Source organism: Paraburkholderia aromaticivorans (genome assembly GCF_012689525.1).
In the GTDB taxonomy this organism is placed as follows: Bacteria; Pseudomonadota; Gammaproteobacteria; order Burkholderiales; family Burkholderiaceae; genus Paraburkholderia; species Paraburkholderia aromaticivorans_A.
Genome location: NZ_CP051516.1, coordinates 3,938,600 through 3,961,961 on the forward strand (window position 1 = coordinate 3,938,600; position 23,362 = coordinate 3,961,961).

Below are 23,362 nucleotides of genomic sequence, written 5' to 3' on the forward strand. Positions count from 1 at the left end.
TTGCTCGATGGTAGACGCTCAGACGTCGGACGGAGAGAAGTCGCCACCACCGGAATTTTTAACAGGACGTCGTCCCGATAAGCGACGGTGACTTGACCATATGCGCCGACCGTGGCCGCCGATGCCACGACAGCAAAGGTGCGGCCATACAGCGGATGGGCGGGATCAGTGACAGTTACCTGTTCCAGCCGCCCTGTTGGCAGCCGAACAGGGGTACCAAGATGTGTCCTCGTACGACCCGGGCGACTTCAACGACGGCCTGCTTCTCGGTCTCAAAGGCACGATGGCTCAGGCCGAACTCCATTTTCTGCGCGGGCGCCTCCAGGGCGGCAAGCTCAACAAGGCGCAGAAGGGAGAGTTGCGCTTTCCGCTACCAGTCGGCCTGTGCTATGACGGTGAAGACCGCATCGTCCTGGATCCTGATGACGAAGTGCGCGGCGCCGTGCAACTGGTATTCCGTCTGTTCCGCGAAACCGGTAGTGCGTACGCTGTCGTCAAGCGGTTTGCCGAAGACGGGCTACGCTTTCCGAAGCGCGCCTACGGAGGAGCCTGGGCGGGCAAACTCATCTGGGGACGACTGAGTCACGGACGTGTGCTCGGATTGATCATGAATCCGTCGTATGCAGGCGTCTACGTCTTTGGGCGCTATCAGTACCGCCAGCGCATCACACCACAGGGAGAGGTGCTCAAGCGCGTGCAGCCGGTTCCGAAGACCGACTGGCGCGTCCATCTGCCCGGGCACCACGAAGGGTACATTACCCCGGAGGAGTTTGAGCAGAATCAGGCCCGCCTGGCGCGCAACCGGACGAACGGTGAAGGTACCTGTTGAGTGGCCCGGCGCGCGAAGGGCTCGCGTTGCTGCAGGGACTGCTGGTGTGCGCACGCTGTGGCCGGGCAATCACGGTACGCTACCAGGGTCACGGCGGCATCCGCCCGATCTATCTGTGCAGCAAGCAGCGCCACCAAGGTTTGGCGACCAGGGATTGCGTGTATGTGCGCAGCGACCTGCTCGACAACGTGATCGGCGAAGCGGTGCTCACGGCGCTGCGCCCGGCCGAACTCGAACTCGCCGTCACGGCCCTGCAGGAGCTTGAGCAACGCGACCTCGCCATCATGCGTCAGTGGCACATGCGCATCGAGCGCGCCGAATACGAGACTGCCCTCGCCGAACGGCGCTACCAGGAGTGCGACCCCGCCAACCGGTTGGTCGCAGGCACCCTCGAACGACGCTGGAACGACGCGTTGCTTCGTCTCGAATCGATCAGGACGGAAGCCACCCAATTCCAGAGCCAGAAGGCGCGCGTCGTCACGGCGGAGCAGAAGGCCCAGGTCCTCGCATTGGCGCGCGATCTGCCACGCCTGTGGCGAGCTCCGACCACCCCGGCGAAGGAGCGCAAACGTATGCTGCGACTCCTCATCAAGGACATCACGGTGGAGAAATTGCTCGACCAACGGCAGCTCGTTCTGCATGTGCGCTGGCAAGGCGGTGCCTGCACCGACATCACTGTCAATCTGCCCAGGCCGGCTCCCGAAGCGATACGTTGTCCGGCGGAAATCGTCGAGCAGGTCCGCAGACTGTCTCAGCAGCTGTCCGATCTGCAAATCGTCGCACACCTCAATCAGGAAGGGCTGCGCAGCCCCCATGGCAAGCCTTTTACGCTCGCCATGATCAAATGGATCCGCTACAAGTACGCCATTCCAGCGACTTGCCTGATACGCCCTGACGAACTCACCGTGCAGCAACTCGCCGGGCGCTTGCGGGTCAGCATGCACGTCGTCTATTACTGGATCGAGCGCCGTATCGTCGAAGCACGTAAGCTTGATGATCGGAGGGGGTGGTGGATTGCGCTGGACAGCACCAAGGAACAAGAACTTCGAGACTGGGTGCGTACTTCAGCGCATCTGAAGCCGCAACATTCCAACACTTAACTGTGAGAGTGCATTATGAAACCACCGTCGGGATTCCTAACGGACGCTTTTTCCCATTACTCTTGGGAATGTAGACGCGCCGCAGCGGCATCGTGCGATAGCCCCGATGACGTAGCGACAACATTCCGTTCCATCTGGCCGCCGGAGATGACCAGACCCTACCGTCCACCCCCGGCGTTCTCTTACCGCGATTTTCCGTCACCCGCTTCACAGCAAGCATCTTGCCGTTATGCGAGCGGGTCAGCAGATGTTGCAAGGCCTTCGCCTTGCCCCACCCGTTTTCCCGGACTGCCTTGGCGATACGCATCTGAAGCCGCTTCACGTCGGCCGCGATGCGTGACCAGTTCGCCTGATCCCACATGACTCTGGCGTGCGAGGGCGCACCAGTGTCCAATGCTTTCGCACCGTTCGCCGTCATCTGCTTTCCCTCGTACAACGGTTAGTCAAAGATTCTCTCGCCATGAATGACCATGGGGAAGTCTGCCCGCTTTCGCGTCGGACAATGTTTCAGCCCGTATCCTGTCCATTACAGAAAGGCTTTCGCTTTTTCCGCACTCCTTTACCCGCATCACCAAAAGCTTTCCTTACGGTCGACCTGCCCATTGGGCGGCGATACGGGCTCACCCTGTTCCGCATGACTCTCGGGATGCTGCGGACCTGTCCTACTGCGCCGGCGGCGTTCTGTCCATGATGGCCCAAGCCTGAGAGGAGACCATTCCTCGCCGCGTACCGTTTTGGTTCAAGCCTGTCAGCACGTTTGGCTTGTTGTTTGTGACGACACGTATCAGACATTCACATATGTTGGTCGTACCCATCCATCCCTTGCACCTCTCCGCCTTCGTGCTGGCAGATTCCGTCTTGCCTCGCAGCTCGACGTACCGGGTATTCGGCAGTTGCTTTGTCCCCGGAGCTTCACACCAAGCCGTTGCCAGCTTCGCATGTCCGGGTAGGGAACGGCTGATGGAACAGCCGGTTTCATCAGAGTTACTGCGCTCGGTGAAACAGAGAATCACGCGACTTTGCAGGTCGCACCAGGCTGTCAAACCCGACCACCGGTTGATGCCAGTGGCTCAAGAATTATAAATCAGGCCGCACGCGCCTTGGCCGTCCCAATATAGGCTGAAAACCAACCTAGCCATTCGGCCTAGGACAAAGCGCCCCGCACCCGCGCCACCAACAAAAAAGGGCAGTTTGCCGAACCCAGCAAACCGCCCTTTTCAAAATCGAAGCCCCCAACAACCTGCACCCAACCAACGCCCGCAAGTAACCTAAAACGGCTTAATCACCACCAACGCCACCGCCGCCAACATCCCCAGTACCGGCAGTTCATTAAACATCCGATACCACTTATCCGAGCGACGATTCTCCCCACGCTCGAAGGTCCGCAGCAGCACGCCGCAATACGCGTGATAGATGATCAGCAGCACCACCACGCCAACCTTCGCGTGAATCCACCCCTGCCCACGCCCGATGCCGATCACCAGCCACAACCACAACCCGCACGCCAAAGCCGGCACCGCAATAAACGTCATAAAGCGGAACAACTTGCGCGCCATCGTCAGCAAACGCGCCGTCGCCGCGGGTTCCGTTTCCATCGCCAGATTGACGAAGATGCGCGGCAAATAGAACAGGCCGGCGAACCATGAAGCAATCAGAACAATGTGAAACGTTTTTACCCAAAGCATCAGCGGTCCTCTTGTTTTATTGCCGGCCTTCGCCGTGGCCCAGCACGACGTACTTGAGCGACGTCAGCCCTTCCAGACCCACCGGGCCACGCGCATGCAGCTTGTCGTTCGAGATCCCGATTTCCGCGCCCAGGCCGAATTCGAAACCATCCGCGAAACGGGTCGAGGCGTTGACCATCACGCTCGCCGAATCCACTTCGCGCAGGAAGCGCATGGCGCGATCGTGGTCTTCCGTGACGATCGCGTCGGTGTGCTGCGAGCTGTACGTGTTGATGTGATCGATCGCCGCATCGAGGTTCTCGACCACTTTGATCGCCAGCACAGGCGCGAGGTATTCGGTGCGCCAGTCTTCCTCGGTGGCATCGACGAGCGGTCCCACGCCCGCGTCCGCCAGCACCGCGCGCGCCGCCGCGTCCACGCGCAGTTCGACTTGCTTGTCGCGATACAGCTTGCCCAATGGCGGCAGCACTTCGGCGGCGATGCCGCGCGCCACCAGCAGCGTTTCCATCGTATTGCAGGTGCCGTAGCGGTGCGTCTTGGCGTTGTCGCAGACGGTCAGCGCCTTGGCCAGATCCGCGCGGTCGTCCACGTAGACGTGGCAGATGCCGTCGAGGTGCTTGATCATCGGCACGCGCGCTTCGTTCATCAAGCGCTCGATCAGGCTCTTGCCACCGCGCGGCACGATCACGTCGACGAATTCGGTCATCGTGATCAGCTTACCGACGGCCGCACGGTCCGACGTCGCCACCACTTGCACGGCGTCCTGCGGCAAACCGGCTGCTTCCAGCCCTTCGCCGATCAGCTTCGCCAGCGCCGTGTTGCATTCGAGCGCTTCCGAACCGCCGCGCAGAATTGTCGCGTTGCCCGACTTCAAGCACAACGCGGCGGCGTCGATCGTCACGTTCGGACGCGATTCGTAGATGATGCCGATCACGCCCAGCGGCACGCGCATCTGGCCGACCTGAATGCCGCTCGGCCGGTACTTCAGATTGCTGATCTCGCCGATCGGATCGGCCAGCGCGGCGACTTGCCTCAAACCTTCGACCATCGTCTTCAGCGCTTTATCCGACAGCGTCAGACGATCGATAAAAGCCGCGTCGTGGCCCTTGTCGCGAGCCCGCGCGACGTCGCGCGCGTTGGCTTCTTTCAGCAGCGCGGCATCTCGTTCGATAGCCTGCGCAACGGCCGCGAGCGCGGCGTTCTTCGCCGCCGTCGACGCCCGTGCCATCGCCCGTGAAGCTTGGCGGGCGCGGCGACCGAGGTCGGTCATGTACTGGTCGATATCCATGGTGAGTCTCGTGATGCCGCGCACGTCGACGTGCAGCGGACAGGCAGAATTAGCGAAAGATCAAGCGATTGTAAGTCGGGTGAAGGCGCTTTGCTTGCGGCGGCAGTGCCGGTGGCATCCAGGTAGCCTGAGCCGTCAACTGCCGAACGTCGCTCGCTTGAACGCGACTCGGAACACTAGCGTCAGCGGCTCCGCGCTCTCCGCGCAGGCACATCAAACTAGCCGTTGCGGTTCAGACAGGCCTTCGCGCCGGCGCCGCTGCCGCGCCGCTTCGAGGTCGTGGCGGCGGCACGGGTGCCGTTTTCGGCGAAGCCACCGTCATGGCGAGTTCGAACAGACCGTCCCACGGATCGGGCGGCGGATCGTTGCGATGATTGCCCGGCGTACCGCCCGACAACCCCTTCACCTGACGATCGAGCCGCGCCGCCAACGCGAGCGCCTTTTCCAGCGCGCCTTCGCTCACGCGCGACAACGCCGGGCCGATCAGCCGCTCACGCGGACCCCACACGCGGTTCTCGCGCACCAGCATCGCAAGCGGCTTGCCGGCCGCGACGCCGCGTTTGATCCGCAGCAGGGTGCGCACTTCTTCGACCACAGCCCACAGGACCAGCACCGCCGCCTCGCCTTCGCCACGCAAGCCATCGAGCATGCGCGACAAGCGGCCGACGTCGCCCGCCAGCATCGCTTCGTTCAGCTTGAAAACATCGTAACGGGCGACGTTGAGCACGGCGTCCTGAACCTGCTCGAAGCTCAGCGAGCCAGCCGGATACAGCAACCCGAGCTTCTGAATTTCCTGATGCGCGGCGAGCAGATTACCTTCCACGCGCTCGGCGATGAACGCCAGCGCGCGCCGCCCTTCTTCGCCAGCGGCAACTCGCTGACCCTGCGCTGCGAGCCGCTGGCTGACCCAGTTCGGCAACTGCGCACGCTCGACCGGATCGATTTTCAACGCGACGCCCGCGTCGGACAAAGCCGTGAACCACGCCGACTTCTGCGTGGCCGCGTCGAGCCGCGGCAGCGTGATCATGGTGAGCACATCGTCATTGACGGAACCGGCCAGCGCCTTCAGCGCTTCCCCGCCTTCCTTGCCGGGCTTGCCCGACGGAATGCGCAACTCGACCAGTTGCCGGTCGCCGAATAGCGACATCGACTGGCTTGCGCCCAGCAGCGAACTCCAGTCGAAACCGCGTTCCACCGTAAACACCGAGCGGTCGGTGAAGCCTGCCGCGCGCGCCGTGGCGCGGATGCGGTCGCACGCTTCCTGCGCGAGCAGGTGCTCGTCGCCGTACACGACGTACAGTCCGGCGAGTCCCTTGGCGAGATGCGCTTCGAGCGCGTCAAGTCGCAGTTGCATGGTTACCGATCGGCGAGGTTGGACAGGTGCGGCACATCGAACAAAGCGCGACGCTCACAGCGGAGGCGGCGGCAACGGCGCGCGCGGCGCAACCGACGGCACTTCCTGGCCCGGCGCCGGATGCATCGAGCGCACGACCGCCAGACGGCGCGTGAGCTGGTCGATCGCGTCTTTTTCCATGTCGGCGAAGAGAATGTCGCTCTCGGAGGCTTTCGCTTGCGAAAACTGATCGCTATAGGTCATCGCGCGGTTCAGCGCGATCACGCTCGGCGGAATCAGCAGCGTGCCGTCCTTGGCCGTCAGCGAATAGTTCATGTTGAGATTCAATTGATACTCTTCGACCACACCCAGCGAGTTCAGCGTCAGCGTGCCGATGCCGCGGCCTTCCGTGATCTGCAACGTGGCGTCGGCATTCGCAACCGATTTGACCACCACCGTGTCGCTGCCGCCTTCCACGATACGCGCCAACCGTGCGCCCGCTGCCGCGGAACCGCCGGCGATATAAAGGCGTTTGAATGCGTAGTCCTGCTGGCCGCGCAACTGGAAGCCGCAAGCGGACAACATCAATACGCTGCAAGCCAGCGTCAAAAACGATCTGCGAGTCACATTGGCTCCTGGTTCGCAGTAGATTCCGCAGCGCGGACAAGCGCCGCCATGCGCGGCGGCGTCCTGCCTGCTGTCATGTCTTCGTCGATGCTCACACGACCACGTTCACGAGGCGCCCCGGCACTACGACGATCTTCTTCGGCGCCTTGCCTTCGCTGAACTTCGCGACCATCTCATGCGCGGCCGCGAGCTGTTCGATCGCTTCACGCGAGGCGTCTTTCGCCACCGTGATCGCGCCGCGTACCTTGCCGTTCACTTGCAGCACGAGTTCGATCTCGGACTGCTCCAGCGCTTTCTCGTCGACCTTCGGCCACGGCGCGTCGAGCAGCGAGCCGAGTTCGTCGGCGTAACCGAGTTCCTGCCACAACTGGAACGTGAGATGCGGCACGACCGGATACAGCACGCGCAGCATCACACTGTGGGTTTCGCGCAGCACCGCCGGCCGGGCGCCCTTCGCGCTGTCGAGCGCGTTGAGCATCTTCATGGCGGCCGACACCACCGTGTTGTACTGCAAACGCTGGTAGTCGAAGTCAGCCTGCTTCAGCACGTTGTAGATCTCACGGCGCAGCGTCTTCTCGACGTCGCTGAGTTGAGCGGCGTCGAATGTGCCGCCCTGGCGCAGCGCGGCTTCGTTCGCCTGACTGAAGCTCCACACGCGGCGCAGGAAGCGGCTCGCGCCTTCCACACCCGAGCCGGACCATTCGAGCGACTGCTCCGGCGGGGCGGCGAACATCACGAACAGACGTGCGGTGTCCGCGCCGTGTTGATCGATCAGCAATTGCGGATCGACGCCGTTGTTCTTCGACTTCGACATCTTCTCAACGCCGCCGAGCACCACCGGCTGGCCGTCCGCGTTCAGGACGGCGCCGACCGGGCGGCCCTTGTCGTCGAACGAAACGGTCACGTCGCCCGGGTTGTACCAGGTCTTCTTGCCCGCTTCGCTTTCGCGGTAATACGTTTCGTTGAGCACCATGCCCTGCGTGAGCAAATTTTTCGCCGGCTCGCCGAAGTTGACGAGGCCCATGTCGCGCATCACCTTCGCCCAGAAACGCGAGTACAAGAGGTGAAGAATCGCGTGCTCGATACCGCCGATGTACTGATCCATCGGCGCCCAATAGTCGGTGCGCTCATCGACCATGGTCTTCGCATCCGGCGACGCATAGCGGTAGAAGTACCACGACGAATCGACGAACGTGTCCATCGTGTCGGTTTCGCGTTTGGCCGCGCCGCCGCAGGTCGGGCAGGTGCAGTTCACGAACGCTTCGGACTTGGCGAGCGGATTGCCCGTGCCGTCCGGCACGAGGTCTTCCGGCAGCACCACCGGCAGATCTTTTTCCGGCACCGGCACGTCGCCGCACGCCGGGCAGTGGATGATCGGAATCGGCGTGCCCCAGTAACGCTGACGCGACACGCCCCAATCACGCAGACGCCACGTGATCTGCTTGTCGCCGAGACCGAGTTCCTTCAGGTCCGCGGCGATGTGGTCCACCGCCTGTTCGTAAGCGAGGCCGTCGTACTTGCCGCTGTTGACCAGCGTGCCGGTTTTCTCGCCGTACCATTCTTGCCAGGCATCGGTCGAGAATTCCTTGCCTTCAACCGCGACCACCTGCTTGATCGGCAGATCGTATTTCTTCACGAACGCGAAGTCGCGCTCGTCGTGCGCCGGCACGCCCATCACGGCGCCTTCGCCGTAGCTCATCAGCACGTAGTTGCCGATCCACACTTCGACCTGTTCCTGCGTCAGCGGATGCGTGACGTAGAAGCCGGTGCCCATGCCCTTCTTTTCCATGGTCGCGACGTCGGCTTCAGCGACGCCGCCGCGCTTGCATTCCTCGATGAAGGCCTGCAGTTCCGGCTTGTCTTTCGCGAGACGCGTGGCGAGCGGATGCTCGGCGGCGATCGCGCAGAACGTGACGCCCATGATCGTGTCGGCGCGCGTGGTGAACACGCGCAGCAGCTTCTGTTCGCCGTCGATCTCGTACGGGAAGCCGAAGTTCACGCCGAAGCTCTTGCCGATCCAGTTCTGCTGCATGATCTTGACGCGCTCGGGCCAGCCGAGGCCTTCGAGGTCGTTCAGCAGTTCGTCCGCGTACTGCGTGATGCGCATGTAGTACATCGGGATTTCGCGCTTTTCGACGAGCGCGCCCGAACGCCAGCCGCGGCCGTCGATCACCTGCTCGTTGGCGAGCACGGTCTGATCGACCGGATCCCAGTTGACGGTGCCGGTTTTCTTGTACGCGATGCCCTTTTCCAGCATCTTCAGGAACAGCCACTGGTTCCACTTGTAGTAGTCCGGGCTGCACGTTGCGACTTCGCGCGACCAGTCGATCGCGAGACCCATCGACTGCATCTGCTTCTTCATGTAAGCGATGTTGTCGTAGGTCCACTTCGCCGGCGGCACGTTGTTGGCCATCGCGGCGTTTTCCGCCGGCATGCCGAACGCGTCCCAACCCATCGGCATCAGCACGTTGTAGCCGTTCATCCGCAGATAGCGGTACATCACGTCGTTGATCGTGTAGTTGCGCACGTGACCCATGTGCAGCTTGCCCGACGGGTACGGCAGCATCGAGACGCAATAGAACTTGGGCTTGTCGGTGGTTTCCGTCGACTTGTACGCGTCGATGGCGCGCCATTGCCCTTGCGCGGCGGCTTCGACGTCGGAGGGAACGTATTTTTCGTGCATGGTGTGATGGAGTCGCTGGGTCGGTGCTTTCGCACCGGCCGCTTTGGTGCTCTGCTGGATGAAATGGCGTCGTTTCCCCGTCGGCGGGGGAAAGGGCTGATTATACCGTCCGCGGACGGGTCCGCCGCGCGGCGTGCTGCACGCGACGGCGGGGAACGGGCTCGCGGCTTGGCTTGGCTTGGCTTGGCTTGGCTTGGCTTGGCTTGGCTTGGCTTGGCTTGGCTTGGCTTGGCTTGGCTTGGCTTGGCTTGGCTTGGCTTGGCTTGGCTTGGCTTGGCTTGGCTTGGCTTGGCTTGGCTTGGCTTGGCTTGGAAAGTATTTGCGTTGCGCAGCGCTAAGGCAACACGCCGCTCTTAATCCGGAATCGCAGCGGCGTGATCAGCCGGCCGCGCCGCTAAGGCTTCGCAGCCGGCGGCGGCGGGTCGGTCACGAAACCGATCCGCTCAAGGCCGGCCTGCTGCGCCGCGCCCATGACCTGCGCGATCACCTCGTAGCGCGTGGAGCGCTCGGCGCGTAGCTGGATCTCCGGTTGATCGCTCTGTTTGCCCGCTTGCGCGAAGCGCGCGCGCATCTGCTCGAGCGTAATCACGCTGCCGTCCCAGTACAGCTTGCCGGCGGCGTCGATGGAAAGGGAAATGGTTTGTGGCGTCTGCCGCGCTGGCGCGGCCGCGACCTTCGGCAAATCGAGCCGGATCGCGTGCGTGAATAAAGGCGCGGTAATGATAAAAATCACCAACAGCACCAGCATGACGTCGATCAGCGGCGTCATATTGATCTCGGCCATGGGCGCGGCCGTCTGCTTTTTCTCCAGTCCGCCGAATGCCATATCGCCTCCTTCCGCCCGAGCGGCGCGCTTAGTGGGTCGGGGCCTGCTGGGCCCGCACTGGCGCCTGCGTGTGGCCCTGCTCCGCCGGCGCGCACAGGTAGGCGTGCAGGTCGTGCGCGAAGCCGTCGAGTTCCTCCGACAACTGCCGCACCATCCGTCCGAGCACGTTGTAGGCAAGTACGGCCGGAATCGCGACTACGAGGCCGAAGGCGGTCATGATGAGCGCCTCGCCGACCGGCCCGGCGACGTTTTCGATCTGCGCCTGACCGCTCGCTGCGATGCTGCCAAGCGCGTGATAGATGCCCCACACGGTGCCAAGCAGGCCGACGAACGGCGCCGTGCTGCCCACCGAGGCCAGCAGCACCTGGCCGAATTCGAGCCGCTGCTGCGACGCGCTGAGCGCCTGACGCAACGCCCGCAGCACCCGCTCGCCGCGCTCGACACGCGCGAGCAGCGCGCCCGGAATGTCCACTTCAGACGCATGCAGCGCCGCTTCGGCCAGCGGCGTGAAGACCCGCTCGCGGTCCGCGCGCTTTAACGCCGCGACGCCTTCGGACAGCGTAGGCGCCTGCCAGAACAGCGCAATCGCGCGCGTGGACTGGCGTTTGGCGCGCGTGAGAACCCAGCTTTTGACGATCAGAAAGCACCAGCTCGCAATCGACATGGCCAGCAGCACATAAGCGACGCCATGCGTGATGGCATCGCTGGTTTGCAGGTAATGGATGATGCCGCTGCTGCCTGCCATCTGACCTCGCCGTGGAGTTGTGATTTCAGGGGCGCGATGCCCTTGAAGTTCGCTCAGGACACGCTCAACGCAGACCGAGCACATCCTGCATGTCGAAGAAGCCGGTTGCGTGGCCTTCGAGGAAACGCACAGCACGAAGCGCGCCTTGTGCGTACGACAGACGGCTCGCCGATTTGTGCGTGATTTCGATGCGCTCGCCGATGCCCGCGAACAGCACCGTATGGTCGCCGACGATGTCGCCGCCGCGAATCGCCGAAAACCCGATCGTGGACGGGTCGCGTTCGCCGGTCACGCCTTCGCGGCTGTAGACCGCGCAATCGTCGAGATTGCGGCCGAGTGCGTCGGCGATCACCTCACCCATGACCAACGCTGTGCCGGACGGCGCGTCGACCTTGTGACGGTGATGCGCCTCGATGATTTCGATGTCGTAGCCGGTCGCGAAATGCTTGGCCGCGAATTCGAGCAGCTTCAGCGTGACGTTCACGCCCACGCTCATGTTCGCCGAGAACATGATGGCGATCTTGTCCGCCGCGGCGCGCAGTTGCGCCTTCTGCTCGTTGTCGAAGCCGGTCGTGCCGATCACCATTTTCACGTTGTGACGCTGCGCCGCTTCGAGATGCATCAGCGTGCCTTCGGGGCGCGTGAAGTCGATCAGGTAGTCGGATTCGGCGAACACGCGCTCGACATCGTCGGTCAGCACGACGCCCGTCTGTTTGCCCAGAAACGCGCCGGCGTCCTGACCGAGTTGCGGGGAGCCCGCGCGGTCGAGCGCGCCGGACAACGTGGCGTCGGAATCGTTGAGGACTGTTTCGATGAGCATGCGGCCCATACGGCCCGATGCGCCAGCAATGGCAATTTTCATGGCTACGAGGGTTCGAAAGGCAAAACCCGGCAAAGGCGGGCAAAAGCGGCGGCGGGCAGCACACCCGGGCGCCGCGCATGACTGAAAAAACGAAGAACCGGACGGACGCTTTGCACGGTGCGGTTGCCCGCGCGCAGCGCCCGTCTTAAGACACGGACAGCGAGATTAGCCGCCCGTTCCCGAAGCTGCGGAAGAGGTCAGTGGCGTATTGTGCGTCGGGGCGCCATTGCTGCTCTGCGGGCCCGTCGGTCCGACCGGATTGGTGTTGTCCGTGCCCGGATTTTGCGGCGGCGGCGGACGGTGGAACTGGAACTGCGGTTGACCCGCGGCCGTCGGGCCTTGCTGCGGGATGCCACCGCCGTTGGCAGTCGGCGCGCTCGGCACGGCCGGACGCGCATTCGGCGACAACTGCACGGCATTGGTCGCACGATTGGCGGCTTGCGCGGCTTCGGCGTTGGCGTCCGTGGACGGAACGCCCGCTGCGGCAGCGCCGGCAACGGTCGGCGAACGCGTGGTGTCCGGCACGACCAGCGCCGCGTCAGCCGCCGGCGCGCTTGCGCCACTGGCACCGCTCGCCACGGCCGCTGCGGCCTTCTTCTTGCCCAGCTTGTCGCCGTCGATTTCTGCCAGCAACTCGAGGTTGGACGGCAGATCTTCACCACCCGACCAGCTGGCGACGCGGTCGCCCGCGAACATGACCACGAAGTCGCGCTGCTGCACGACGCTAGTCGAGCCGCGCTTGAAATAGAACACGTAGTCCCAGCGATCCGCGTGGAACATGTCGGTCAGGAGCGGCGTGCCGAGCAACTGCTTGACCTGCGCGCGGGACAAGCCGACCTGCATCTGTGCAGCCGCTTCTTTCGAGACGAAATTGCCTTGCACCACTGTAATGCGGTACGGCGTGATGCTTTGGGCAATACGCTGCGTCAGGCTGTCGTAAGTGGAACATCCGGCAAGAACCGCGACAGTCGCAACAGCGATCAAGGTACCCCGCATGCGGCTCCCCCGGTAGATCAATTGAGATTTTGAAATCATTTCACTCACCGTGCGGGCCCGTTGACGAGCCGCGCGAGTTTCATTCCATCGAAGATGACCAGAACGGCAAAAACACATTACTATGAGAGCCCAGCATTGTACTCTAGGGATCCCTTGCCATGACCAATCCAACCGATCTCAAGAATATCGGGCTCAAGGCGACCCTTCCGCGCCTCAAAATCCTTGAGATTTTTCAGCACAGCCCGGTGCGCCACCTGACGGCCGAAGACGTGTACCGCAGCCTGCTGCACGAAGAACTCGATATCGGTCTTGCAACCGTGTATCGCGTGCTGACGCAATTCGAACAGGCGGGCCTGCTCTCGCGCAGCAATTTCGAGTCGGGTAAGGCGGTGTTCGAACTGAACGAAGGGTCGCACCACGACCACCTCGTGTGCCTCGATTGCGGGCTCGTCGAAGAATTTTTCGACTCCGAAATCGAGAGCCGTCAGCAGTCCATCGCGAAAGAACGCGGCTTCAAGCTGCAGGAACACGCTTTGGCCCTGTACGGCGCCTGCACCAAGGAAAACTGCCCGCATCGCAAGCATTGACGCGGTGTCGGCCGCGCTGGGGTGCGCGGTCAGGCGGGCAAAAAAAGACCCAGCCGATGCGAATCGGCCGGGTCTTTTTGCATCCGCGGCGGTGTCTTTGCGGGAACGGTTACGACCTATTCCACCAGCTCGGCGCTGGCTTCGAACGTCAGCCGCCATGGCTCCGCTAATGACAATTCGTCGCAATTAGGCTGCTCGCCGCCACGATCGACCACCACGAAATCGCTCACCCGATCGAGCGCGAGCAACGGGTGATGCCACACGCCTTTCGCATAGTTCACGCCCTGCCACGCGTCGGTCCAGAAGGCGCGCATCTGCGCCGGATCGAACTCGCCGGCCGGCGCGACCACCACCAGATAGCGGCCCGCCGTTAAGGGAATGAAAGCCTGGCTGCCGAGCGGATGCCGCTCCATCATCGTGATCTCGACCGGCAGCGCACGCGGCTGCGCGCGAAACAGGTTGATCAGCGGCCGGCCGCCATTCTCCGTCACGTCGACGTTGGCCAAGTCGTGATAACGCTCGGTCGTGCCGCCGTTGATGGCGAAATGCCGCGCGCCGTCCAGTTCGATCACATCGCCGAACGGCGCGAAGGCCGCGCGCGTGAGGCGTTCCATCTGCAATGTCTTCATCGACGCCACTCCGTTATGCGATTTCGCCCCACAGGCGCAGGCGCGACACGCCGCCGTCAGGAAAGATATTGAAACGAACATGCGTGACCGGGCCCAGCGACGCGAGGTTATCCGCGAAGGTATGGACGTGGTCCATCTGCAGTTTCTGTTCGCCGAGCAGCACCGGCCAGAACATCGCTTGCGTGATGAGCGAATCGTCGGTGCCGCCCGTCACCGACGCGGCTTGCAACGAACAGCGGTCCGGGAAATTGCCCTTGAAGTGCGCCGTATCCACTTCGATCTTGCGGATCACGCCCGGCCGCGCCAACGCGACGATCGCCCAGTCGTTGCCCGGCTCGCGACGCCGCCGGGTCTCCCAGCCGTCGCCCATGTTGACGCCGCGGCCCGGCATCAGCATCTGCGAGGCCGGCCCGAAGTGCTGGTTGTTCGCCGCGACCAGGTACGCGCCGTTCTCGATCGCCGCCAGATCCAGCAGCGTGCCGCGCTCAACCCGCTCCCAATCGCGCTTGGGCTGGCCGTACACGCGCAAACGCGCGAGGCCGCCGTCCGGGTACAGATTCACACGCAAATGCGTGAAGGCGCGGGCGTCGGTCACGTCGACGTAGTGGTGCTGGTTGCCCTGCAGCGTGGTGGCCGGCACGAGCGTTTGCCAGTCGGCGTTATCGGGAGGCACGTCGCCGTCCACGTAGCAGGCGTCGATCGACGCGGCCGGCGGGAAGTTGCCGGTGAAGTGACTCGTATCCAGATCCACACCGTGCACGACACCGGGGTGCGCGAGGCGGATCACGCAGTAGTCGTGGCCGGTGGTGCGCTTGCGGCGGGTTTCCCAGCCGTCCATCCACTTGCCGTGGTCGTCGTATTTGCCGGGGATGAACACCGCCGGTTGCGGCTCCAGCATGCGTTCTTTCGGCGCGAAGAATTCGTCGCTGGCGAAGAGCGCCTTCGCGCCCAGACGCGGGTCGGCGAGATTCATGTAGCGACGGGTGAAAGCGGGAGCGTTAGGGTCGAGGATCGGATTAGCCATAGTCTGTAGTCTCGGTCAGGCAGCGAAAAGTGAAGGAGAGCCGGCGTTCACAGCATCTGCCGGCGCTGGAAGCGCGCTGCGATGGCGCGCGGTTTCGAATAAGGTTTCTCAGGTTCAGACAGCCGGAGCGTGCTCGCCGGCGGCAGCGGGTTCGGCATCTTCACCGGCCGGTACGTAGCGCAAAGCCGCATCGCGGTTCAGCACGCGATGCGCGCGCGCCCGGTCGATATCGTTTTCCCACACGGCGACCACCACCGTCGCCACGCAGTTGCCGATCAGGTTGGTCAGCGCGCGGGCAATGCCGACGAACCAGTCGACCGGCAGGATCAGCACGAGGCCGAGCACGGGGATCGCCGGAATCGCGGACAACGTGGCGGCCAGAATCACGATGGCCGAGCCGGGAATGCCGTGCGCGCCCTTCGACGTTACCAGCGACACCAGCACCACGACGATCAGGTCATGCAGGGACAGCGGCGTGTTGGTGGCCTGCGCGATGAAAATGACCGCCAGCGTGAGATAGATGGAGAAGCCGTCGAGATTGAACGAGTAGCCGGTCGGAATGACGAGACCGACGGTCGAATCCTTGACACCCATCCATTCGAGCTTGCGCATGATCTGCGGCAGCACGGCGTCCGACGATGCGGTGCCGAGCACGATCGACAGCTCTTCGCGCAGGTAGCGAATCAGCTTGAAGATGCTGAAGCCGGCGAGCCGCATGACGACGCCCAGCACGACGGCGACGAACACGAAGCAGCTCAGATAGAACACGAGCACCAGCATGCCGAGCTGCTTGAGCGAATCGACGCCGTATGTGCCGGTGGTGAAAGCAATCGCCCCGAGCACGCCGAGCGGCGCGAGCTTGATGATGAAGCCCATCACGCGGAAAAACACTTGCGAGAGTTCGTCGATCAGATTGCTCACGCGCTGCGCCTTATTGCCGAGCAGCGACAGCGCCGAGCCGAACAGCACGGAAAACACGAGAATCTGCAAAATGTCGCCGGTGGCGAACGCGTTGATCGCCGTGTCGGGGATGATCTTCAGCAGAAAGCCGGCCGTGTCCTTGAGGCTCTTCGCGTGCTCGGTGTAGGTCGAGAGCGAGGCGGGATCCAGCGAGCTCAGATTGATATTCATGCCGACGCCCGGACGCGTGATATACGCCAGAATTGCTCCGATCACGAGCGCGATCGTCGTCATCACCTCGAAGTAGATCACGGCCTTCAGGCCGACGCGCCCGACTTTGCGCAAGTCGCCGGCATGCGCCATGCCGCTGACCACCACGCAAAAGACGATGGGCCCGATCACCATCTTGATCAGCTTGAGAAAGCCGTCGCCGAGCGGGCGTAGCGATTGGGCGAAATGCGGAAAAACGGCGCCGACCACAATGCCCGCCACCAGCGCTATGACGACCCGGCCAAACAGCGAATTGAAAAATTTCAACACGGCTTCCTCCTGGTTACGATTCACATCTGTTCAGACTGGTCCGACCAGTGCTGGTATCTCGAATAGTAGGAAGCCGATATACTGACGTCAAGGACTCATAGAGCGGTGTTTACCCGCTGTCGTTGTAGCGGTTTCGGGTCGGATGAGCGGCGGCGAACAACAAGCCGCACGAGCGTTCAGACCACGTATTACAATGCTGGTCAGACCGCGATTCCAAGTGAGACAACGATGAAAAACGTCCCGCATACCGTTACCGATGCCGCCATCGCGACCGTCCGCGAACGGATTGAAGCGGGCGTCTATCCCGTGGGCAGTTTGCTGCCAGCTCAGCGTCAACTTTCCGAAGAACTCGCGATCAGCCGCGCGTCGTTGCGCGAAGCGCTTTCGACGCTCGAAGCGCTCGGTTTGCTGGTGATCAGGCCCGGTAAGGGTGTCTACGTGGAAAGCGCGCAGGCCTCGGCCGCGCATGCGTGGCGCTTCGCGGAGCAGTCGTCGCTGCCGGATACCTATCAGATGCGCTTCGCGCTGGAAGGCTTTATCGCGCGCATGGCGGCGCTTGCGGTCAGCGATTCCGACCTCGCCTGGTTCGAAGACAACATCACGGCCATGCAAACGGCGCTCGCCTGCGACGAACTCGACGAAGCCGCCCGCCTCGACTACGACTTCCACATGCGGATCGTCAACATTGCCGGCAACGCGGCGATCGAATCGATTCTGAGCAGCAGCGCGGAAATCATGAAGGAAAGCCAGCGCATGCCGTTCTACCGGCGCGAACTGGTGCTGTCCACGTACAACGAGCATCGCGTGATTCTGGATGCGCTCAAGGCCCGTGATTCCGCCGCGGCCGGCAAAGCCATCGAGACGCATATCTCGAACGCCGCGCAGCGCGCCGGCGTCTATTTCCCGACGCCGTAACCGCAGGCGTAGGCGAAAAAAAACCGCTCCGAAGAGCGGTTTTTCTTTGCCCTGCGACCGCCGGCTCGAAGCCGGCTTTGCTGGGCGTAATGCGCGCGAGGCGCAGTCAGTTACTTCGCGTTGGCCAGCGCCACCGCCGTGTCCAGCATGCGGTTCGAGAAGCCCCACTCGTTGTCGTACCAGCTCGACACCTTCACCAGACGGCCCGACACCTTGGTCAGCGTGGCGTCGAACGTCGACGAAGCCGGGTTGTGGTTGAAGTCGATCGACACCAGCGGCGCCTCGTTGTAACCGAGGATGCCCTTCAGCGAGCCTTCCGACGCTTCCTTCATGATCGCGTTGACTTCTTCGACCGTCGTGTCGCGCGCGGCGATGAACGACAGATCGACCACCGACACGTTGATCGTCGGGACGCGAATCGCGTAGCCGTCCAGCTTGCCGTTCAGTTCCGGCAGCACCAGGCCGACAGCCGAAGCCGCGCCGGTCTTGGTCGGGATCTGGCTGTGCGTGGCCGAGCGCGCGCGGCGCAGGTCTTCGTGGTACACGTCCGTCAGAACCTGGTCGTTCGTGTACGCGTGGATCGTGGTCATCAGACCGTTCACCAGGCCGATCTTGTCGTTCAGCGGCTTGACGAGCGGTGCCAGGCAGTTCGTCGTGCACGATGCGTTCGAGATCACCGTGTCCGATGCCTTCAGCACGTGGTGGTTCACGCCGTAGACGATCGTGGCGTCGACGTCTTTACCGCCCGGCGCCGAGATGATCACCTTCTTCGCGCCGCCCTTGATGTGCGCGCTCGCCTTTTCCTTAGTCGTGAAAAAGCCCGTGCATTCCAGCACGACGTCCACATTCAGCTCGCCCCACGGCAGTTCAGCCGGGTTGCGGTTGGCCAGCACGCGGATCTTGTCGCCGTTGACAACGAGGTAATCGCCGTCCACCGACACTTCGCCCGGGAACTTGCCGTGCGCCGTGTCGTATTGCGTCAGGTGAGCGTTAGTCTTGGCATCGCCCAGATCGTTGATGGCGACGATTTCGATATCGTGCTTCTTGCCGTTTTCATAGAAGGCGCGCAGCGTGTTGCGGCCGATCCGGCCGTAGCCGTTGATTGCGACGCGAATCGTCATGGTCTATCTCCTGATGGCTGAAAAAATACGTCCAGGTTCGTCTGACTGACAGCGTTGCCGCGCGTTCGCACGCAAGCGGCAACGCTTGTTCAGGATCAGCCGAGCGCGGCCTTTGCCGTCGCTACCACGTGCTCGACGGTGAAGCCGAAATGCTTGAACAGCACGCCCGCCGGGGCCGATTCGCCGAACGTGTCGATGCCGACCACGCCGCCTTCCAGACCCACGTACTTGCGCCAGAAATCCGTCACGCCCGCTTCGATCGCGACACGGCGCACGCCATGCGGCAGCACGCGTTCGCGGTACTCGGCGTCCTGCTTGTCGAACACGGTGGTCGACGGCATCGACACGACACGTGCCGCGATGCCTTCGCGCGCCAGCGGCTCGACCGCGTTCAGCGCCAGTTCCACTTCCGAACCGGTGGCGATCAGGATGATCTTGCGCGCGACGATTTCGTCGTTCCAGTCGCGCAGCACGTAGCCGCCCTTCTCGATGTTGGCGATCTGCGCGTCCGTGCGCTCCGAGAACAGCAGATTCTGACGGCTGAAGATCAGGCACGACGGGCCGTGATGTTCGACCGCGTGGGTCCAGGCCACCGCAGTCTCAACGGTATCAGCCGGGCGCCACACTTGCAGGTGCGGAATCAGACGCAGGCTTGCAACGTGTTCGACCGACTGGTGGGTCGGGCCGTCTTCGCCCAGACCAATCGAGTCGTGCGTAAACACGAAGATCGACGGCGCTTTCATCAGCGCGGCCACCCGCAGCGCGTTGCGGCTGTAATCCGAGAACGTCAGGAACGTGCCGCCGAACGCCTTGAAGCCGCCGTGCAGCGCCATGCCGTTGATCGCGGCGCTCATGCCGAATTCGCGCACGCCGTAGTTGACGTAGTTGCCGGCAGCGTGGCCTTCCGCGTTCACACGCACCGGCTTGGCGGCCTTCCAGTTGGTCAGGTTCGAACCGGTCAGGTCGGCGGAGCCGCCGAGCAGTTCCGGCAGCACGGCCGACAAAGCTTCGATAGCCTGCTGCGAAGCCTTGCGCGTCGCGATGGTTTCCGCGCGTTCGTTCGCGCCGGCGATGATTGCCTTGGCCTTTTCTTTCCAGTCGGCGGGCAGTTGCTTCGCGTCACGACGCTTGAATTCAGCGGCTTCCTGCGGATATTTGGCTGCGTACGCGGCAAACGCCTTGTCCCAGTCGGATTCGTTGCGCGCGCCGGCTTCTTTCGCATCCCAGGCTGCGTAGACTTCTTGCGGGATCACGAACGGTTCCCACTTCCAGCCGATTTTTTCGCGCGTGGCCGCGACTTCCTTGTCGCCGAGCGCCGCGCCGTGCGAATCGTGGCTGCCGGCCTTATTCGGCGAGCCTTCGCCGATCACCGTCTTGCAGCAGATCAGCGTGGGCTTGTCGGATTGCTTGGCTTGCTTGATGGCCGCGTCGACCGCTTCGACGTCGTGGCCGACCACGTTCGGGATCACGTTCCAGCCGTACGCTTCGAAGCGCTTCGGCGTGTCGTCGTGGAACCAGTGCAGCACTTCGCCGTCGATCGAGATGCCGTTGTCGTCGTAGAACGCGATCAGCTTGTTCAGCTTCAGCACGCCCGCCAGCGAGCTGGCTTCGTGCGAGATGCCTTCCATCAGGCAGCCGTCGCCGACGAACACGTACGTATGGTGATCGACGATCTTCGCGTCAGGCTTGTTGAATTCGGTGGCGAGCAGCGACTCGGCGAGCGCCATGCCGACCGCATTCGCCAGACCCTGGCCGAGCGGACCGGTGGTCGTCTCGACGCCCGGCGTAATGCCGTATTCCGGGTGACCCGGCGTCTTCGAATGCATCTGGCGGAAGTTCTTCAGCTCGTCGATCGGCAGATCGTAGCCGGTGAGGTGCAGCAGCGAGTACAGCAGCATCGAGCCGTGGCCGTTCGACAGCACGAAACGGTCGCGATCGGCCCACTGCGGGTTCTTCGGGTTGTGGCGCAGATGACGCGACCACAAAGCCACGCCGATTTCGGCCATGCCCATCGGCATGCCGGGGTGGCCGGAATTCGCTTTTTGAACGGCGTCCATGGACAACGCGCGGATTGCGTTGGCCATCAAGGAGGTGGGTGCGGGAGACGGGGTCGTCATGTCGAGTCCGGAGACAGAGTCAGAAAGCGGTGCGCGCTTGAGGCCCGGATGCTCGAATGCCGGTTCACTTTGGCGCACGGTGCGGCGCCAGGAGACGCGAAACGGGCAGAGCAAACGGACAAGGCTGAAAGCGTGACATTCTAACAGAACGTTGCCCGCGCCCCGCTCCGAAAGCCGTCTGGCCGTGTGGCTCGATGCACCCGCCGAGGCCACGCCGCGCTTCGGCCTTTACAATTGCTCAACCTCAACCCACCGCGCTCCGGACGGAGCCCGCCATCCGTGAGCGCTCCACTGCTGTTCCGACCGAGTCCCGACGCCGTCTACGGATTTCCGCACGCGAAACGCCTCGCGCGCGTCGATTCGCCTTATCAGCGGATCGAGGTTTGGGACACGCCGCAGCTCGGCCGGCTCTTCACCCTCGACGGCCGTCCGATGACGTCCACGAGCGACGAGTTCATCTATCACGAATGCATGGTGCATCCGGCCGCGCTAGCGCATCCGTCGCCGCAAGCGGCGCTGGTGCTGGGCGGCGGCGACGGCGGCGCCGCGCGGCAATTGCTGAGGCACGCGGGCATCGGACGGATCGTGGTGGCGGAGCTGGACGCGCAAGTCGTACGTCTGACGCGCGAGCATTTGCCCGAGGTGCACGGCGGCGCATTCGACGATCCACGCGTCGAACTGATAATCGGCGACGCCGCGCAATACGTCGAGGCGGCCGCGCCGGCGCAGTTCGATCTCGTCGTGTTCGACCTGACGCCGCCGGATTCACCCGCCGCCGGTCTTTACACGCAAGCCTTCTACCAGCGGCTCAAGCGCGTCATGAGCCCGACCGCGGCACTCTCCGTGCACCTCGGCTCGCCGTATTTTCATGCCGAACGCGTCGCGCGCCTGCTCGGCGACCTGAGCGCGGCATTCGCCGTTGTCCGCACCATGAGCACTTTCGTGCCGCTGCACGGCTCGCTCTGGATGATGGCGACCGCCAGCGACACGCTCGACCCAGCCGCCCTCACCGTCGATACACTCACGGACCGCCTCGCCGCGCGAGGAATCGACACCCTGATGCACTACGACGCGGCCATGCACGCCGGACTGTTCTCGGCATCCCGCTCAGTGCGCGATAAACTAAGTCAATTCTTAAAGCCAGCAAGCTAACGCGTGGGCAAAATGCACGGTTCCGTCGGACTGCGCTATCGGCATATCGATACGCAAACGTCCACCTGAACTTGCAGCATGTGCCCCGCCAACCCCATCGATCCGGAGAATCCCATGACCGCCTCTCGCCCAGCCGGTGTGCCTTGGTTGACCCCCTATCTGACGGTGCGCGACGCACATGCCGCGTCCGCGTTCTTCACAGCGGCGTTCGGCTTTGAAGTGCGTGACAGTGTCCAGGACGACGGTGTCGTCATGCATGTCGAGATGACCTATCAAGGCCAGTTGATTGTGATGTTCGCTCCGGAAGGCGCGTTCGGCTCGGCGGCGAAAACACCCAAAAGCGCGGGCGCAATCGCACCGCAATCGTTCTATGTCTATGTCGACGATGTCGACGCGATTTATGCGCGGGCGCTGGCCGCCGGCGCAAAATCGCTGAGCGAGCCACAGGATCAGTTCTGGGGCGACCGCTTCGCCCAGGTCGAAGATCTGGACGGCTACCGCTGGGCGCTCGCTCGCCACCTTTCGTGAACCAATGAGTATTTTTCTGATGCCTCGCTTTTTCGTCGATACGCCTCTCCAGCCCGACGAGGTCATGCCGCTTCCCGATGACGTCGTTCGGCATGTGCTCGTGCTGCGCCTGCAGCCCGGCGATTCAATCGTCCTTTTCAACGGCGAAGGCGGCGAATACAGCGCCGAACTCGTCGAAGTCGAAAGGCGCTCGGCCATGGTAAAAATCCGCGAATTCCGCGATATCGAGGTCGAGCCGCCCTATCGCCTCACGCTCGCGCAGGGCATTGCCGGCGGCGACAAGATGGACTGGCTGATCGAAAAAGCCGTCGAACTGGGCGCCTCCAGCTTCGTGCCGTTGACCACCACGCGCAGCGTCGTGCGTCTCTCCGGCGATCGCGCCCAGCGGCGCCACGCGCACTGGCAAGGCATCGTGCGGGCGTCGTGTGAACAGTGCGGGCGCAATCGCCTGCCGGAAGTGATGCCGGTGCGCGAGATCGCCACCTGGCTGGGCACGATGCCCCGCACGCCCGAGGAAGGCGACTTGCGCATTCTGCTCTCGCCGCGCGCCAGCATCAGCTTTTCCGCCTTGCCCGCCGAGCCGCCGAAAGGACGCGTGACGGTGCTGGTGGGCCCGGAAGGCGGCTTTTCCGCGACCGAGGAAGCGGCCGCGACTGCTCATGGGTTTACCGCCGTCGGCCTCGGCCCGCGCGTGATGCGCACCGAAACTGCCGGCATCGCCGTTCTTTCGGCGCTGGCGGCGGGCTGGGGCGGCTGGTAAGCCGCTTGCGTGGCGCGCCGGTCGCTTTAGTCAAGGGCGGCAAGCCTCGTCGACAGCGGCGCCAAAAGCAAAAGGCCCGCCGATTGGCGGGCCTTTCTCATTTAGCCTAAGCGGG

Annotated in this window: 22 protein-coding genes; 7 read left to right on the forward strand and 15 right to left on the reverse strand. The window is 63.2% G+C overall.

Annotation, left to right across the window (positions count from 1 at the left end; all coding sequences use genetic code 11):
* The first annotated feature begins 223 nt into the window (after positions 1-223).
* Both HF916_RS51310 and HF916_RS45950 read left to right on the forward strand, forming a co-directional pair.
* Positions 224-829: a recombinase family protein gene (locus HF916_RS51310; RefSeq protein ID WP_240975131.1), complete on the forward strand. Its 606-nt coding sequence runs from the start codon at positions 224-226 to the stop codon at positions 827-829.
* Entirely contained in the window at positions 826-1,929 is a 1,104-nt protein-coding gene (locus HF916_RS45950; protein WP_240975132.1) for a zinc ribbon domain-containing protein, read from the forward strand. Before HF916_RS51310 ends, HF916_RS45950 begins: the two co-directional genes overlap by 4 nt.
* Positions 1,930-1,942: 13 nt before the next feature.
* On the opposite strand, the gene HF916_RS45955 is transcribed toward HF916_RS45950, so the two are convergent.
* The 10 genes from HF916_RS45955 to HF916_RS46000 all read right to left on the reverse strand — a co-directional run bounded on the left by HF916_RS45955 (position 1,943) and on the right by HF916_RS46000 (position 12,974).
* A complete protein-coding gene (locus HF916_RS45955) occupies positions 1,943-2,347 on the reverse strand; it encodes a reverse transcriptase N-terminal domain-containing protein (RefSeq protein WP_168795206.1) in 405 nt (134 codons plus the stop codon).
* Between the two features lie 850 nt (positions 2,348-3,197).
* Positions 3,198-3,614: a CopD family protein gene (locus HF916_RS45960; protein ID WP_168795207.1), complete on the reverse strand. Its 417-nt coding sequence runs from the start codon at positions 3,612-3,614 to the stop codon at positions 3,198-3,200.
* A 16-nt stretch (positions 3,615-3,630) separates the two neighbouring features.
* Complete coding sequence (locus HF916_RS45965) at positions 3,631-4,902, reverse strand: glutamate-5-semialdehyde dehydrogenase (protein ID WP_168795208.1); 1,272 nt, start codon at positions 4,900-4,902, stop codon at positions 3,631-3,633.
* 232 nt (positions 4,903-5,134) lie between these two features.
* Positions 5,135-6,256: a DNA polymerase III subunit delta gene (holA, locus tag HF916_RS45970; RefSeq protein WP_168795209.1), complete on the reverse strand. Its 1,122-nt coding sequence runs from the start codon at positions 6,254-6,256 to the stop codon at positions 5,135-5,137.
* A 54-nt stretch (positions 6,257-6,310) separates the two neighbouring features.
* Entirely contained in the window at positions 6,311-6,862 is a 552-nt protein-coding gene (lptE, locus tag HF916_RS45975) for an LPS assembly lipoprotein LptE (protein WP_168795210.1), read from the reverse strand.
* Positions 6,863-6,953: 91 nt separating this feature from the next.
* The gene (gene leuS, locus HF916_RS45980) at positions 6,954-9,545 is read right to left on the reverse strand and encodes a leucine--tRNA ligase (protein WP_168795211.1); all 2,592 of its coding nucleotides are present in this window, start codon (positions 9,543-9,545) and stop codon (positions 6,954-6,956) included.
* A gap of 394 nt (positions 9,546-9,939) precedes the next feature.
* Positions 9,940-10,371 (reverse strand): ExbD/TolR family protein, encoded by a 432-nt coding sequence (locus HF916_RS45985; RefSeq protein WP_106285233.1) that lies wholly within the window; start codon positions 10,369-10,371, stop codon positions 9,940-9,942.
* Between the two features lie 28 nt (positions 10,372-10,399).
* Positions 10,400-11,116, reverse strand: coding sequence for a MotA/TolQ/ExbB proton channel family protein (locus HF916_RS45990; protein ID WP_168795212.1), 717 nt, complete (start codon positions 11,114-11,116; stop codon positions 10,400-10,402).
* A 64-nt stretch (positions 11,117-11,180) separates the two neighbouring features.
* Positions 11,181-11,978, reverse strand: coding sequence for a 4-hydroxy-tetrahydrodipicolinate reductase (gene dapB, locus HF916_RS45995; protein ID WP_168795213.1), 798 nt, complete (start codon positions 11,976-11,978; stop codon positions 11,181-11,183).
* 165 nt (positions 11,979-12,143) lie between these two features.
* Positions 12,144-12,974, reverse strand: a complete 831-nt coding sequence (locus HF916_RS46000; RefSeq protein WP_168795864.1) for an outer membrane protein assembly factor BamE — start codon at positions 12,972-12,974, stop codon at positions 12,144-12,146.
* A 158-nt stretch (positions 12,975-13,132) separates the two neighbouring features.
* On the opposite strand from HF916_RS46000, the gene fur reads away from it, so the two are divergent.
* Positions 13,133-13,561: a ferric iron uptake transcriptional regulator gene (gene fur / locus HF916_RS46005; protein WP_168795214.1), complete on the forward strand. Its 429-nt coding sequence runs from the start codon at positions 13,133-13,135 to the stop codon at positions 13,559-13,561.
* A gap of 116 nt (positions 13,562-13,677) precedes the next feature.
* Here fur and HF916_RS46010 read toward each other — a convergent pair whose 3' ends face one another.
* The 3 genes from HF916_RS46010 to HF916_RS46020 form a co-directional block, all read right to left on the reverse strand.
* Positions 13,678-14,190: an ureidoglycolate lyase gene (locus HF916_RS46010; RefSeq protein ID WP_168795215.1), complete on the reverse strand. Its 513-nt coding sequence runs from the start codon at positions 14,188-14,190 to the stop codon at positions 13,678-13,680.
* 13 nt (positions 14,191-14,203) lie between these two features.
* Complete coding sequence (gene alc / locus HF916_RS46015) at positions 14,204-15,214, reverse strand: allantoicase (protein WP_168795216.1); 1,011 nt, start codon at positions 15,212-15,214, stop codon at positions 14,204-14,206.
* Between the two features lie 114 nt (positions 15,215-15,328).
* Positions 15,329-16,654: a C4-dicarboxylate transporter DctA gene (locus HF916_RS46020; RefSeq protein ID WP_168795217.1), complete on the reverse strand. Its 1,326-nt coding sequence runs from the start codon at positions 16,652-16,654 to the stop codon at positions 15,329-15,331.
* A 228-nt stretch (positions 16,655-16,882) separates the two neighbouring features.
* Between HF916_RS46020 and HF916_RS46025 the strand changes: the two genes are divergently transcribed.
* Entirely contained in the window at positions 16,883-17,569 is a 687-nt protein-coding gene (locus HF916_RS46025) for a FadR/GntR family transcriptional regulator (RefSeq protein WP_168795218.1), read from the forward strand.
* Between the two features lie 110 nt (positions 17,570-17,679).
* Here the strand turns inward: HF916_RS46025 and gap are convergent, their stop codons facing one another.
* Positions 17,680-18,690 carry a type I glyceraldehyde-3-phosphate dehydrogenase gene (gap, locus tag HF916_RS46030; RefSeq protein ID WP_035548635.1) on the reverse strand — a complete coding sequence of 337 codons (1,011 nt, stop codon included), beginning with the start codon at positions 18,688-18,690 and terminating at the stop codon, positions 17,680-17,682.
* Between the two features lie 95 nt (positions 18,691-18,785).
* Entirely contained in the window at positions 18,786-20,807 is a 2,022-nt protein-coding gene (gene tkt / locus HF916_RS46035) for a transketolase (protein ID WP_168795219.1), read from the reverse strand.
* 279 nt (positions 20,808-21,086) lie between these two features.
* Between tkt and speE the strand changes: the two genes are divergently transcribed.
* The 3 genes from speE (at position 21,087) to HF916_RS46050 (ending at position 23,247) form a co-directional block, all read left to right on the forward strand.
* On the forward strand, positions 21,087-21,959 hold the full coding sequence (gene speE, locus HF916_RS46040; RefSeq protein WP_168795220.1) for a polyamine aminopropyltransferase: 873 nt from the start codon (positions 21,087-21,089) through the stop codon (positions 21,957-21,959).
* A 114-nt stretch (positions 21,960-22,073) separates the two neighbouring features.
* Positions 22,074-22,487: a VOC family protein gene (locus tag HF916_RS46045; protein WP_106285247.1), complete on the forward strand. Its 414-nt coding sequence runs from the start codon at positions 22,074-22,076 to the stop codon at positions 22,485-22,487.
* Positions 22,488-22,506: 19 nt separating this feature from the next.
* The gene (locus HF916_RS46050; RefSeq protein ID WP_168795221.1) at positions 22,507-23,247 is read left to right on the forward strand and encodes a 16S rRNA (uracil(1498)-N(3))-methyltransferase; all 741 of its coding nucleotides are present in this window, start codon (positions 22,507-22,509) and stop codon (positions 23,245-23,247) included.
* Positions 23,248-23,362 lie beyond the last annotated feature (115 nt).